Below are 14,324 nucleotides of genomic sequence, written 5' to 3'. Positions count from 1 at the left end.
GGAGTATCTCCGAGCTCGCGTCAGCGGCGAGATTGATACAATCCGTCCTTAGCACTCCTCGCGGAGCGTGGAGCTCAGTGCTTGAGGTTCAATCGCCGCCTGATTAATGGTGCCAAATCAAGTCAGAATCGTAGGCACGAAGCATGTCCTCAACAGATCTGCCGCTCTATCGTCTGGTAAATGGCAAGCTGGAACGGGTTCAAGGCGACACCCGCGATCCCAACAAGAGGTACGCTCACGTTGCTGAGGCGGATGGTCGCCAGTACGTCCGTGAGTTCACTGAGGACGAAGAACGACAGGCCGATGAAGACCAGCGCCGTTGGCTTGAGGAAGCTCCTCAGCGAGAGGCGGAAGCCAAGCAGCAAGAAGAGGCGCACAGACGGCTCCGAGAATCCTTAGTTTATCAGAAAAGGATTATAGCGTTCCTAGATGTTCTTGGATGGGGAAAAGCAATAGAAAAATCTGCTTCCGACCCAGATTATGCACGTGACCTCGGGGTTGCCATTGCAGGCTTAGAGCAACATGCGACAATGGCAAACTCAATGAAAGATATGGGAGGATTTCCTGGAGATCTCCAGGTCACTCAATTTTCGGATTCAATCGTAATATCTGTTTCCACAGAGGATTCAGCCTGGCAGTTCGGCCTGCATTCTCTGCTCTCTTCAATCAGATTTATTACTAGCCAGTTGGCGAATGCTAATTTGCTAGTTCGCGGAGGCGTTGCCTTTGGAGATTTGATCCACAAAGGAACAATGGTTTACGGACCGGCCCTCGTGGAAGCCTACCGTCTTGAAAGCATACGAGCGGTTCACCCTCGCATCGTTCTTTCTGATGAACTCGCTTCCGAATGGGGACACGGAGAACGCATTTATGATCGACAGAATAAATTGGTCGAAGTGCGCAATTCTTGGGTCCAAGATTTTGCAGATCAGCAAACGTTTTTGGACTTCCTCGCGCCATGGCCGGAAGGGCTAGAGCCAAATCCTCCACTCTTTACTGCGCAACTTCGCCCATACCAGAAAATCGTTGGTAATAGCTTACAAGATTCCAAGTTAGATGTAAGGACGCGCGAGAAATATCTTTGGCTGGCGAGGTATTTCAATTGGACACTCGACCGCTTCCCAGTAACCGACATTCCAAAGTTTGAGTATCCACTATTTGGATTTCGATCTGCGCCTGGAAAACGTGTTTAGCTCGCACCCATCTCTCTGTGCCAGCTCCTCGAACACAAGGCTCGCCATTGAGACAATAGCGACCTAGGCCTAATGAAAGCTGTGGCAACCTTAAGATTTCAGGTGAAATTTATGGCCTATCAGAACAAACAAGACCCAGATGTGAGATCTAGGGATGGAGCGCAACCAGCCGAACCAGCAGCGGGGCAACCTAAAGATCTTATAGGAGCGATTTCCGACAGCTTCAGTGCTGGTAAAGAAATTTTCGTGGACGCGGGCGAGATCCTGCTCGATACCGCCACTGAGCATGAGGTGTTGAAAGAGGTACCTGTCGTCAAGTGGCTCACCAGCGCGTATACGGTGCGGGACGCCTATCAGACAAAGCGCTTGGAGAGAAACACGCGAGCATTTTTGAGCGCACTCGGGACCCAAGCCCCGGAGACGATCCACCGGCTCCGCGACAAAGTCCTCAAAGACAAGAAGTTCGCCGAAGAGTTCGAGGACACCGTTACAGCGATCATCCTTGAGGCCTCGAAACCGCTAAAAGCCGCGCTGCTTGGAAATCTCGTTCGAGCTGTAGCGGATGACAGCTTGGACAAGGCGTCTTTTGAGAAGCTCTCTCAACTGATCCATTCCTCGTCCGTTCCGGCTCTTCGGGCGATCCCCAGCTTCCTTTTGGCCAACGAGAACCCATACAAGAGCGGAATTGGTGAGATTCCGGAGGAGCCACTAATTATGTCCATGGGTCTCGCAACCCGCTCAGGTACTATGTTTAGGATGTCACGGGACGGCGAAGCCCTTTGGAGATGGGGCTTCCGCGAACGGCCTATAGACTAAAAGGGTTCTTAAGCCGGAACTCAGGACAGTAGGGATGGGAGGAAACGCCCAGGAAAGTCTCCTCCCATATCTGGAGTGAGAGGAAGTTGAGTTGCAAGGCGGCGGCGCCTGACTCCAGTTGTGAAGAAGCAGCCGCACGCCTCGCTAAACAGGCATCTCGGAATCCAGAGAAAGCCCGCCTGCCGAAGCAAACTTCGGCAGGGTGTCACCCATTACAACGCGCGATAAACCTGAGCCGTCGCTCGCAGCCGTTCAGCGTGCTCGTAGATCTCGTCTAGCGTGTCGATCTTAACTCGTTCTTCCTTCTCGCCATCAAACAGACCAATGTACTTGACGCTCCGATTGAAATGCAGGCGGGCGAGCGGCCGTCTGTTGTTATCGTCGACCAAGATCCCGCAGTAGCTCTTTTGATCCCGCATCATTATCCGAGCTGGCTTAAGGATATCCCGGACGATCGCGCGCACGATCATGAAGCCTTCCCGCTCTTCCTCCGTCGTCGCAATGATTTCATCAGCCTCAACTGGCGGCGGTTCGGCAGCTACATCGGCCGCCTCTGTATCCGCAAGTGCAGTCGACAACCGTGCCTGCACGGAGTCACGGATGATCTCTCTGAAGGCCGTTTTCACCATTGGCGTGAACTGCTCACGAATAGCAGCCGTGAAACGTCCAAGCTGTAGATTCGCTGTGACAAGACGGACGAAATCTTCGGAAGGTGCCTCCATCAGCGCGACAATCTCTTTCTTGATCGCCGAGGTGTATTTCAGTTGATGGGCGGTCTGCAGAATGTTGTCGATGCTGAACTCGCTCTTAGCGAACTTTTTCAGCTCGTGTGTCAATTGCCCCTGCAGATCGGAGAGATCGAACGTTAGAAACGGTCTTTCATCAAGCTTATTAGGCGCCTCAAGGTCTGTGTGGAAATGGAAGGTTCGGCCATTAGTTAATATCGCGAACCTCGCCTCTGTTACGGAGAAGTATCTGTAGAGCTGCGCTAGGTGAACTTTATCCAAGTTGGTTGTGATCGGTTTGCATTCGACCAGTATTCGGATGGCACCATCTACTTTGATGGCATAATCGACCTTCTCGCCCTTCTTCCCGACCGCGTCCGCAGTGTACTCAGGAATGACTTCATGCGGATTGAAGACGTCGTAATCCAATGCACTTAAGAATGGCAAAATCACCGCTGTCTTTACGGCTTCCTCAGTGATCATCGCGCTTGAATGTGACTTAACCCTTTCCGCAAGTATGCGGAGCTTTTCTTCTACGCTCATGGTGCCCCCAGGCTTTGATCGGATTACACGAACATTAGCTGCGGAAATCGTCAAGGTCGCAAAGCAAAGTGGGGGCAGCCCACCGCTCATCCGAACGGCGGGCCGATATCCACTGTTTCCACAGCGACTAATCCACCCTCCCTCACAGGGCTCGACTTTACACTGACCTAAGGAACATGTTCCCTGTTCGTTCTGTTTTAGTCGAATGGGTATGAGGAAGACGAAGTTGACAGTCGAGAAGGTCTTGGAGGCTAGGCTGCGCTATACGGCGGGCGAGCGTGAGTTCGCCAGGCTCGCGATCGACTATGGCGTCAGTCGCTCGGCCATCGCCAATGCCGTGCTCGGCTACACCTTCAAGCACTTGCCTATGCCACCGAGGGGGCGCTGATGTCCCTCAAGTGGAGGCCATGTGAATGGCATTTGGAGGGTAGCTGAGAAGGTGGCCTTGGCTCCCATTCCTTCTGTCTCGTCTACCAGCAGAAGACCGGCGGATTTGGTGACGGCCAGTGGATCTGGAGCTTGAACGGCATGCCTCACAACGCGAGGGTGCCTCTGCTGGGCTTTGCACACACGGCCGAGGAAGCTAAACACGCAGCGAGCGAGGTCTTTGAAGTATGGCTGGAGCGGTCGGGATTGAGAATTGCCCACACCTGCCCGAGTGGCTTGACCCAGCTAGGCGATCAGCTAACTGATCACGTCTCAGCCTCATAGGCATTGGATGAATTATGGATCAAACTGAACAGCAGCTGGACTTCGCCAGCATCACCGCAGTTATCGTCTCCACTTACGTGGCCAATAACTCTGTTCATCGTGCCGATCTGCTAAACGTGATCGGATCGGTCCACGCAGCGCTCCAAGGACTCGTCGCCCCTAAACAAGCAGAGCCTGCGAAGCCGGAACCGGCCGTTTCGATCCGCAGGTCCATTACGCCCGACTTCCTGATCAGTCTCGAAGACGGCAAGGAGTACAAGACGCTCAAGCGCCACCTTGCGAAGCTGGGACTAACGCCTGAGGAGTATCGTGCAAAGTGGGGGCTCCCGATCGATTATCCGATGGTTGCACCCAACTATGCTGCGAAGCGCTCTGAACTCGCCAGAAGCGCCGGCCTTGGCCAGCAGCGAAGGAAGACTGCCGCGAAGACAGTTGCAGCGCCGGAGAAGACCGTCACGGCACCAACTGAAGCTGCCAAGCCAAAGCGCCGCGCATCTTCGAAGACGAAGGCGGCCGGGGCTGGCGAATAACCTCTAAGTTTTTTGGGACGGCGGAGCAGAGCGCCGTCCCAACCATTCTAACCCTGACGCGGCTTCCCGACGTCTCCCTTTAGGGCCTGCAGCCTGACCCGGTTCGCTTCTGCCATTGGAAGCGATCTAGCAATGCAGACACCGTCGACAAAGACCGCATATGTCTGCCTTGCCGTGTCATCTATCTCGATCGAGACGTTCATGGGCGTGTCCCTTCTGGGATATAGCCTCCCTCGAAAACGTGGTTAGGTTCACTTGGTTCAAAGAATGGACCTGACCACTAAAGGGCTAAGCTTCGTCTATGCGTTTAGCGGCCTCTTCGGCCGAAAGCTGGCCGGACTGCGCCAAGCGTGCCGCGAGACGCTCAACCGCCTCCCAGACGCCATCTTCGTTAAAGCGTTGGGTAGCAATGGCCACAAACTCGTCGAACACACCGAAACCGAAATCCTCTCTGATCATCCCGGCATCGTCACTCGCTCCGAGTTGCAGAGCTGAGATGTTGAAAGATCCGTGCGCACGCTCGTTGTACAACTTCTGCGCCGCATATCCAGCAGCTGCAACGACGGCGCGCTCATAGCGGACCCGATAAACGGTCACCTTAGGATCTAGGTCCGGATCAGTGCAGTATCCAAAACTGCCATCTTGGTCATCGATAATCACCGGACCATCAAGAATGAAAGCAATGGATAGATGAGCAATCACGGCATGGCCGGCCTCGTGGTAGGCGAGTTCATCGCGGGTTGGGGGCGGCGGCAGGCTCAAACGGTATCTTCTGTCAACAAATCTGTGCTTGGCCCAAAATCGCCCTTCCAACCTAGTTACGATCTGAGCACCAGATTGAGCTCCATAGCGAAAACACTGGGTGGACCAGCTTCGGGCCGCCTCTTATATCTCAAACGGCGATGAAGATGGAGCAATCTCGCGCTTCTCTACGCTGCTCCAGCCCAAGCCTGAAAAGTTGCACTCGATCCATGGGCTATTACTAAGGTAGTCCCAATATCCCAGCTTATATTCCAGAGATGGCGGATGGATACCTATGACTCTCCTCGGACGGGGGCCATTCTTGAGAAAGCTAAGGACGCTAGCCCTTGTGAGCCTGACACCGAACCGAGAAGTCTCATCAGCAAGAAGTAGCGAAACGGCTTCTGAGAAATAGATCCAGTCATGAAGGGGATCTACGTTCCAAGTCTTTGTCGTGGGGTAGCTCCGATCAGGTTGCCCTGCGGTAAGATCGGCACTCACGCTGCGCGCAGGTCTGATTGTCGGGCGGAGAAGCCCAGACGGCTCGCATTGGTGCCAGAACACATAGTAGACTGCGTCTCGAAATGGGCTTTGGCTCAGAGCTTCGCAGGTGTCAGATGATGGGGCGATGGCTAACTCCTGCAGTCTCTCCTCGGATCTTAGGAGCTGCTGGATCTGATATTTCCCCGTATTTCCCGCCACCTGATAAACATCGCTGACTCCAGTTCCCTTAACTTTCTTTGCTTGGAAAAGAGCGAGCTTAACCTCGTCCTCGGAAACTGGAATGATGATAGCGAAGTCGGCCCCCAGACTCGTCTCGGTGCCGTCCGATCTGCAATCAGCGAAGAATAGCTTAAAGCCGGTTGCCCTGAGTTCCTCATCTAACTGAGAGAACAGCTCAAGGTTACTCGCAAGCGCGCCGAAGAAACCGGCAGTCTGAACCTCCTCGTACAGACCACTAAGCCCAAACGTCTGCATCTGAGTCCTGGCGGCTCGTTCGAGACACCACAATAGCGTCCAGCTCTCCTTCTTCCGCAACGGAGAGCCATCATACGCAGCACCCGTGGTCAGTTTGTCCTGCCAGCTTCCATTGAACTTAGCGTCAGTCAAATCACTAAGCAGTAACGATGGAATTATCAGATTGCTCGATAAGATTGCCCCTCTTGCATCCTGGAATCCATACTCATCCTTAGCCAATCTGAGGCTGTTCTCGTGATCGAAGATTTGCCGAGCGATCTCACTTACAATTTCATTGAGAGGACGCACGTCCGTCTACCTTCCAATGGTCTCTGAGCTCAGGTGCTTTCCAACTGCTTGGTTTAGGCGGTCCACCTCAACTGCAATCTTTTGGGTAAGGAAGTGCGCGACTGCGCTCAACGCGGCATCAGAGAACCTATCGTTGATCCGGCCCCCGTCCTTAAATCGTTCGAGTTCCGGCACCTCTTCTGGCTTGATGCGATAGATCTCAGCATCGCCGTTTCCGGTCGGCGGCCTTCCACAGAGAAGGCGTGAGCTGTCAGCTGTCCGGAAGGTTTGCCGCATACGCTTCCCAAACTCGGCGTCAACTTTGCGAGCGTTGTCGAGCCCCCAACACTTGATAGCAGCCCAATCTGAATAATAGAGACAGGGAGGCCCCCGTTCTTGGCCAGTCGGCTTCCAACCTGTATTCAGACGATGAATCCGGCTGTAGCTGCCGCTCCCGTGGCCTACCTTGAAGAGTTATTCCAAGTCGTTGTCTCCATTCCAATAATGGAGTCGCTCGGACCACGCTGCATAGACATATTTCTGCTTCAGCCGCACGAACGGCGCTTCAACAGGATCTCTCATATCAGATCACAACAAATTAACTCAGGAGCCGATCAGATACCCCGGTTAGCTTGCATGGCACTTGCGCCGGCAGTCTAGTTGTGCTTCGCCCGATTCATTCTGGGAGTCTTTCGTCGGTGGATTGGGTTTTTGAGCCTCTGCCAAGGAGAGAATTGTTCGGGGCTCGCAAAAGGAGTGAGTCGAGCACCTGTGCACGACGTCGATGCGCCCGCTCTTCGATCCCTTCTAAGAGACTGAGATTATGGAGGTCGTTCCGGAGGATCCGGGCTGTGGCTTGCAGGTCGATATACCCGTCACGAGGCCAAGCGGCCCGCTGCTTGCCACTTTCCGCCCAGTAGACCACCAGACCCGCGAGGGCTTCCATTCCGACGGTGATCTTAGAGCGTCTGCAGAGCGGTGGCAGGGTGTCTATTGCCTTACCGTGCGCAGCAGCGATTGCTCCTAAGAGCCGCTCCCGCTGGCGGTCGTTCAGCATCAAACCACTGCATTGGTGGCGCGGCGACATGATCGAAGCCATGGCCTCAGAGAGAGCCCATGCGGTGTGCTGGCCACGGGCCGCCTGCTCAAAAAGACCAATTACGGATTCGACGACTTGGTCGAGCGCTCTCTCCTCGTGTGAAGCCGAACAAGGCCCGGCATTTCCGCTAAATATGACTGTTGTATAGGCCTGCTCGCTCAAACCCGTCGACCTCGTCCCTGTGTCTAAGGCGAGGTTAGGTCTCTTGTGTGTGCGAAAAACCAGGCGGAAAATGGCTTCAATTCGCACACCTCCAAAGTGGAAGCGGGCTTCCCTTCCCAAGCGGCGGCCCAGATACTGACCCGCAGCATCCGTACTTGCAGGAGCTTCAGGCAATGACCGACACCTTTCAGCGTATCGACGATCAGACGATGTCCGTGGTCCGGGAGTTCGCCCAACAGTACGGCTGCTCCAACGAGGTGGCGCTGAAGTTTCTGCTCAAGATCGGGAAGTACCCTCAAGGGGCCGCTGAGGACGATGGGGCCTATGCGGCGCGGCTGGACAGGCTGCCGGATCCAGATGTGAAGGTCTATCGCGGCATTCAGGCCGCGAATGATCTCTAGGGTTTCAGGGTCAGAAGTTCGGCGCAAGCGAAAATTTGGAGCGTAGTGGGGCGACGGCTTCTAAATTGGCATTTGGTCTGTACCGGGGGGTGGGTCCGCCTGCCACGTGTCACTCCGCCCAGGGCCGGCCTATGTTCTTCCTCAATCGACTGGTGGACGCAGCAGGAAACTGCCGTAGGGGAATAGGCATGCACAACCCGACTGCCGGGCGCTTCGAGTATGATCGCGCCGAACTCTGGGCCGATGGTATTATCCATGGGCTTGGCGTCGTCTTAGGGCTTGTTGCCGTCGTGGTGCTCGTGGCTTGGCTCCTGCCGAATCCATCGCCTTCGGAATTGATCCCGGCTCTTATTTATTGCAGCGCAATGATGGCAGTGCTGGTGATCTCAGCGGCCTACAACATGTGGCCGATCTCACCTGTGAAGTGGTGGCTTCGCCGCTTCGATCATGCGGCAATTTATGTTCTGATCGCAGGCACCTACACGCCGTTCCTGATCCGCATGAGTAGCACACTCATGCCGCAGATCCTCATGATTGTTGTCTGGGCTGCCTCCCTGGCCGGGATTGTTCTTAAAATCGCACTACCCGGCCGTTTCGATCGGCTGTCGATCGGCCTTTACCTGCTGATTGGGTGGAGCGGCGTTATCCTGTGGGATCACATTCTGGCCTTCCCGAGTATGACCCTGTGGTTGCTTGGCGCTGGTGCCATACTCTACACCGCCGGAGTGATCTTCCACGTATGGGATAGCCTACGCTTTCAAAACGCAATCTGGCACGGCTTCGTTCTATTGGCGACGGCCTGCCACTACGGCGCTGTATTCTCCTCCTTCGTCATGATCGAGAGTGCATGACAGGCGACCACAGGTCTTCGTTCAATCTGAGTGTGGTTCAGCGGAACTAACCTTAGTTCGGTTCAGTAAATAGCTGTGACCGCTTAAACTGAACCAGAATTTGTAAACCAACGTAGTTACCATGATCCCGGGAATTCAGCCCTTGCTAGAGCGGTCCTACACAACCTCAGAAGGATAGCCGACCAAGACACCTAGTGAGTTGCGACTGACCTGTCAGTTCTCACAATGAGCACACGCCTCATACGACCGTTCACTTCGAACTCAGTTTCGTCTTCTTCAGTTAGACCGACCAATTCCTTCCCCAGCGGGGAATTTACCGCCAGGAAGCCATTCGTCAGATCATCACGCGTGGGGCTCAATATGAATGTCGCTGTCTTGTTATCGTCAAGATATCTGATGATAACTCGATCACCAACGCGGATCCCATTGGCGGAGCCGGCGAACCCTTCAACGCTTTTAACGTATATCTCATCCTGGGTTTGAGAATGAGGCTGGGTTCTCTGTTCGGTCTCGCTTGAATTGAACATATCACCTTTCGCATATGTTTCCGGCGCCGTGATATGAGCTGTGAAAACCCCACCGCTGGTAGCACCGTCGCTTGGCTCAATTCCATGGCGTTCTAGGGTCGCGAACAGATCGTCCATGCAGCCATCGGGATCAAGCGTGAAACTCGACGCCCAGCAGCGCCAGAAGCGCCAGCCGACCCGTTCGAGAATGCGCTGACGGCGCATATCGTCCGCCCAGCGCTCCGGACCATGGTACTGATCGCCATCACACTCGACGGCCAGGCGCCGCCCGTTTGCTCCCTCGACAACAAGGTCGATGCGGTACCCCATGGCGCCGACCTGCGGAGTGACCCGGTAGCCGCGCTCGAGAAGACGCCGCAGCACCTCCCGCTCGAAGTCCGACTCGCACATGGCCTCAAGGTCACCTGCCGGCGTGGCAGCTCCAGCCACTGGGTCGCGGAAATGGCGGATCACCCGCGCCTTCAGGTCCTCAGGCTTGAGCTCTTCTTCGCGAACGGAGCGGACGAGCACGAGACGGTCCCGGGCGCGTGAGAGCGCCACATTGAAGCGCTGCTCGAACTGGGCTGCCGTCTGAGCCTGCTTGCTGTTGGGATCAGCAATCATAGACAGAAAGACGATGTCGCGCTCGTTGCCCTGGAAGGTGGCACTGTCACCGCAGGCGATCCGATGGCGCATCATCAGATCTTCCCCGAGCTCATCGAGAAGCATGCGGTTGATGAGGGCTGCCTGCTTTGCTCCGATCAGCGACACCACGCCGATCGTGCGCCAGCGATCCTGGGCCTCGATACGAGCAAGGGCGGGATCCTCAACAATCTTGCGGATCTCACCGACGATGACCTCCGCTTCCCGCGGGTTCTGCTTATCCCCCTGGCGGCGCCCGTCCGGCACGTAGATGTCGACGAGCGGTGGATCGAGCCGTTCATGCGCCGTTGGCACGCGCAGCGGCACCAGCGGCTCAGGGTAGAACTGCATGGAGAACCGGATGATCGGCTCGACGCACCGGAAGTGCTCCTTGAGCATGACCAGCTTGTCCGGAAACATGACCTTGGCGAGGTCATAGAGTGAGGATCCCGGCAGCAGAAGCGTCTTGAAGGGCTGCCCTTTGAGGAAGCCGTGCTCAAGGCGGTCGATCTTCGCGTTCTCGATGAAGGCAGCTGTCGGGCTCACCTGTTTGTCGTCACCGACCACGAGGATCTTCTTGCCGCGAAGGAGCGCCGGGACCTCACGGATGTCGGACTGTGAGGCCTCGTCCATGATGACGAGGTCGAACGAGCCAACCTCGCCAGGCAACTGCTCCGCAACGCGCCATGTCGGCATGATCCAGCACGGAATGGCGTCATAGCACTGGGCCATGGCGCTGCGGGCATCGCGGCGGTGCCGAACAGCCCCTTTGCCGGTGCCCTTGCCGGTCTTGCGCAGGGCTGTGGCGAACATCATCAGCGCAGAGCGCACCGGCCCAGACATGGACCGACCAAGCTCATAGAAGGTTCGTTCGCGCACCACCCGCTCGAAGGTCTTCCTGATTTCCGCATCAAGGCGGACCCGTTCCTCGGCCAGGCTACGCAGCCGGTTCCGGTCGTCGATCCGCGCCAGATAAGCCGAAGCTGCGGCCCAATCCCATGCCTCACGCCAGTCGGCGGGGATCAAGGCATCCGTTTCGCCTTCAACTGGCTCTGTGGCCAGACGCCGGCTCCAGAGAGGAGCCCCCGCTTCGCGGATCCGGCCTGTCACGGTGCGGACAAGCGCCAGATGGTTCTTGTGCTGATTCAGGTCATCGATCTGACGCCTCAAGGCGCCCCAGAGCCGGGCAATGGTCTCCACCTCGATATCGGATCGGCCAATCGCCTCGCCCAGCAAGTCACGGGCCAGTTTTCCGATCTTGCCTGATGCATCCGAGAAGAGCCCTTCGAGCCGAGACACTTCAACGCGCGCGGCAGCGAGCTGTGCAGACGCCGCCGCATTTCGAAGCGCCTCCTCGGCATGTTCCATCCGAGCAGGATCGCGCCAGAGATCCCGAGGCAAGCTCGCTCCAGGTACGACTTGGCCGAAGACCTCCTCGAGCGTGCGCATGGCGCCAGCGCCCTCCACGAGGATAGCACCAAGGAGGCCAACGAGTTGTTCGATCTCCCGCGCCGACCCTGCAGACGGAGCGCCAATCTCCTCGGCCAGCGCCCGCCACCGGACGCTCAATGAGGTGACTTGCTCCCGCCAGATGAGGTATTGGCGAATGTGATCCCAGTCCTCACGAGCAGCCGGCACGCGCCCTTGCACCTTGATGGCCTGCACGACCGGCCGGAGTGCCTTCTCGCGAAACGCAAAGAAGCCAAAGACCTCCTCGCCGTTGGCGAGGCGGCCGATCAACGTGGTCGCCTCAACGGCTGCGGGCTCGAAGGTGTCAGGCAGTTCCACCGGCTGATCCAGATAGCGCTTCCGCTCCTCGACAATCGGCTTTGCGTCTTCCACAAACCGCAGGAGCAGATCGAGCGCGCCGGTTCCCCGCTCGCCGCCGATCGCATGCTGAGCCACCGGCTCAAGCCAGGGATTGGCCTTGGCGATCGCCTGAACACGCTGGAGGGTCTCAAGGGCTTCGGCTCCTCGCAGCGCCTGCCCGATGGCACCAACTGAGCCGATGCGGATCGTTAGTGAGCCATCCCGTGCGGCGGCCTCCGCGAAGCGCTCGGACCTTACGAGGTCTTCATGCAGCCGGGCAATGACCTCCCCATCGGGCAGATCCTCCACCGATGGGAGCTCCGAATCCAGGTGCTCGAGCCGGGAACCGAGGGTCACACGCGCCGCTCGAAGGGCGGAGATCTCGTCGTCTGACAGACCAGCATCTTGCGCAGACTGCTCCGGACGATCCTCGAACCACCTGTATTGCTCTGCCGAGGAGACAATCCGCTTTGCAAGCTCCGCCGGCCGCTCACCAGCCGCTGTCGGGGCGAGTTGCAACAGAGCAAACTGCTCGATTTCCTTGTCGACCTCCTCAAGCCGGGTCCGGAGGCCAACGACCGAGGCTTCCAGGTCCCGGATCAGACGCGACTGCTCGCTGGGCTTGATGCTCTCGACGACCGACTGCAGGAGGCGCACAGCCGTCTCGAGTTGCTTAAATCCTTCTCGCTCCGTCGCCGTGATGCTGATCGCGAGATCCCGGACGCCTTCGGGCAGCTGGTTTCGCAGCACCGCAAGGGCGGGCTCCCCATGCGACACGACCAGGACCCGCCGGCCCGTGGCCATGTAATGGCAGATGATGTTGGAGATCGTATGCGTCTTGCCCGTGCCGGGCGGTCCCTGGACGACAATGCCATCGGTGCCTTCCAAGCGCCGGACGATCTCGATCTGGTCATCGTTGAAGGGCTTGGGGAAGAAAAGGTCCATAGCCTCAGGTTGAGGCGCCGCCTCCGCTGTCCCGCCGGTGGTCTCGCCGACGCGATTGCCAAGCGGAGTCCAGATATCGTTCGGCTGCTCGGTGGAAGGCCCCATCACGAGGGTCTGGGCCGGACCCGGCAACGAACTCTCCTCGGCAGCCTTCTCGATCGACTTCTTCAGGTTCTCGAGGTCGGCCAAGATGAAGCTGTCGGATCGTCTCCGGGCAAACAGAACCCAACGGTCCGAAACGGTCAGGTGCTCGTCGGCCGCCGGCACCGGCTGGTCGGGTGCCAGTGCCTGGCGATCGGGCAGATAGACGCCTTCGGCGTCCAGACGGGCCTGACAGGCCCGAAGGATAGGCTCGAATCCCTCGCGCCGATAAGGTGAGACACCTTCATCGGCATCGACGGCCGCGATCGCCCGACGAGACGCGTCCAAGGCCAAGGAAGCCCCTTCAACACCGAGTTCTTCAAACGGGCGCATGTTGACGCTGGCTGTGGCGGCCCGGGGGCGAACCTTGATCTCACCACCGGCAAGATCGTCGATCTCGATTTCCACGAGACGCTCAACCAGAGGCAGGTCGACCTCGTTGCCATCCCTGAGCCACCGGGAGAGCCCCATACCCCAAACAAGTTCTAAGGATTTGTCGCCCCCTCCGAGTTCGGCGAGTTGGGTGACCTCAAACAGCCTCTGATACAACGCCAGTGATCGGCGAACTGGACGTTCCGCCGTCGACCAGGGCAACCATTGTTCGGTGATCCACGTCTCGGCGGCGCTCCTGACATCAGGGCGATCCTCCAGGCGCAGGCGCACATCCCAGCGGGGAATGGTCTCGTCCTGTTTAATGGCTTCCGCCACATCCTCCGGGCGCACGGCTCCGGAGGCCAGAAGTTCATCCCGCTCCGTCTCCGTTACCGTCCGAAGCAGGTAGTCCCGGAGTTTCGGCTCCCGCTCAGGATCGGGGGAGATCTCCAGCCAGTCTGCCGCCTGTTCGGGAGGCGCAGGCGGGTCACTGCGCCGGAGCCGCTCCAGGGCCAGCCACACCGGGCCGTCCTCGTCCACTAGGTCGTGACGGACACCGGGCATGGCATGCAGTTCATGCTGGTGCAGCACGAAGGTCTGTCCGGTTGGAAGCCGATGCTCAGACAGCCGCAGGGCCGGTCGCTCATCCAGCCGGACGACTTGCTCGACATATCCCAGAAGATTGTGAAGGCGCTCAGCGGCAGGTGCGACAGTATCAGGTGCAGACATCATGTTCTTTGGTTTGCTTCGTTCCTAGCCCCTCGAACGAAGCTTTGTTGCTAAGAGACTCATCTGAGCGCCCGATATTGGTCAAGCCTAAAGTGGTGGTCTATTAGCGTCACAGTGACCACGGCGAGACGAGCGGGCGGACAGAGCTCCTCGCCTGCACTCG

The 14,324-nt window shown here is 57.5% G+C and carries 10 protein-coding genes; 6 read left to right on the top strand and 4 right to left on the bottom strand.

Annotation, left to right across the window (positions count from 1 at the left end; translation table 11 throughout):
* The first annotated feature begins 143 nt into the window (after positions 1–143).
* Both NF876_RS22585 and NF876_RS22580 read left to right on the top strand, forming a co-directional pair.
* The gene (locus NF876_RS22585; RefSeq protein WP_210811445.1) at positions 144–1,193 is read left to right on the top strand and encodes a DEAD/DEAH box helicase; all 1,050 of its coding nucleotides are present in this window, start codon (positions 144–146) and stop codon (positions 1,191–1,193) included.
* A gap of 111 nt (positions 1,194–1,304) precedes the next feature.
* On the top strand, positions 1,305–2,009 hold the full coding sequence (locus NF876_RS22580; RefSeq protein WP_210811441.1) for a hypothetical protein: 705 nt from the start codon (positions 1,305–1,307) through the stop codon (positions 2,007–2,009).
* 212 nt (positions 2,010–2,221) lie between these two features.
* Here NF876_RS22580 and NF876_RS22575 read toward each other — a convergent pair whose 3' ends face one another.
* Positions 2,222–3,277 (bottom strand): type I restriction enzyme HsdR N-terminal domain-containing protein, encoded by a 1,056-nt coding sequence (locus NF876_RS22575; RefSeq protein ID WP_247654544.1) that lies wholly within the window; start codon positions 3,275–3,277, stop codon positions 2,222–2,224.
* A 226-nt stretch (positions 3,278–3,503) separates the two neighbouring features.
* On the opposite strand from NF876_RS22575, the gene NF876_RS22570 reads away from it, so the two are divergent.
* Both NF876_RS22570 and NF876_RS22565 read left to right on the top strand, forming a co-directional pair.
* Positions 3,504–3,665, top strand: coding sequence for a hypothetical protein (locus NF876_RS22570; protein ID WP_210811448.1), 162 nt, complete (start codon positions 3,504–3,506; stop codon positions 3,663–3,665).
* A 337-nt stretch (positions 3,666–4,002) separates the two neighbouring features.
* Positions 4,003–4,518, top strand: coding sequence for a Ros/MucR family transcriptional regulator (locus NF876_RS22565; protein ID WP_210811437.1), 516 nt, complete (start codon positions 4,003–4,005; stop codon positions 4,516–4,518).
* A 288-nt stretch (positions 4,519–4,806) separates the two neighbouring features.
* Here the strand turns inward: NF876_RS22565 and NF876_RS22560 are convergent, their stop codons facing one another.
* A complete protein-coding gene (locus NF876_RS22560) occupies positions 4,807–5,280 on the bottom strand; it encodes a hypothetical protein (protein ID WP_210811433.1) in 474 nt (157 codons plus the stop codon).
* Between the two features lie 123 nt (positions 5,281–5,403).
* A complete protein-coding gene (locus NF876_RS22555; RefSeq protein WP_210811431.1) occupies positions 5,404–6,456 on the bottom strand; it encodes a hypothetical protein in 1,053 nt (350 codons plus the stop codon).
* A gap of 1,482 nt (positions 6,457–7,938) precedes the next feature.
* On the opposite strand from NF876_RS22555, the gene NF876_RS22550 reads away from it, so the two are divergent.
* Both NF876_RS22550 and trhA read left to right on the top strand, forming a co-directional pair.
* Positions 7,939–8,166, top strand: a complete 228-nt coding sequence (locus NF876_RS22550; protein ID WP_210811429.1) for a hypothetical protein — start codon at positions 7,939–7,941, stop codon at positions 8,164–8,166.
* Positions 8,167–8,348: 182 nt separating this feature from the next.
* Positions 8,349–9,017 (top strand): PAQR family membrane homeostasis protein TrhA, encoded by a 669-nt coding sequence (trhA, locus tag NF876_RS22545; protein ID WP_371823198.1) that lies wholly within the window; start codon positions 8,349–8,351, stop codon positions 9,015–9,017.
* Between the two features lie 191 nt (positions 9,018–9,208).
* Here the strand turns inward: trhA and NF876_RS22540 are convergent, their stop codons facing one another.
* Positions 9,209–14,161, bottom strand: coding sequence for a PDDEXK-like endonuclease domain-containing protein (locus NF876_RS22540; RefSeq protein ID WP_247654543.1), 4,953 nt, complete (start codon positions 14,159–14,161; stop codon positions 9,209–9,211).
* Between the last annotated feature and the right edge of the window lie 163 nt (positions 14,162–14,324).

Source organism: Microvirga yunnanensis (assembly GCF_025460875.1).
This window is presented reverse-complemented; position numbering and strand designations above follow the sequence as displayed.

Bases quoted from the DNA above. Each gene is read 5' to 3' on its own strand.
- NF876_RS22540 (WP_247654543.1), bottom strand. From the start codon at position 14,161: ATGTCTGCACCTGATACTGTCGCACCTGCCGCTGAGCGCCTTCACAAT.
- NF876_RS22585 (WP_210811445.1), top strand. From the start codon at position 144: ATGTCCTCAACAGATCTGCCGCTCTATCGTCTGGTAAATGGCAAGCTG.
- NF876_RS22575 (WP_247654544.1), bottom strand. From the start codon at position 3,277: ATGAGCGTAGAAGAAAAGCTCCGCATACTTGCGGAAAGGGTTAAGTCA.
- NF876_RS22565 (WP_210811437.1), top strand. From the start codon at position 4,003: ATGGATCAAACTGAACAGCAGCTGGACTTCGCCAGCATCACCGCAGTT.
- NF876_RS22550 (WP_210811429.1), top strand. From the start codon at position 7,939: ATGACCGACACCTTTCAGCGTATCGACGATCAGACGATGTCCGTGGTC.
- NF876_RS22580 (WP_210811441.1), top strand. From the start codon at position 1,305: ATGGCCTATCAGAACAAACAAGACCCAGATGTGAGATCTAGGGATGGA.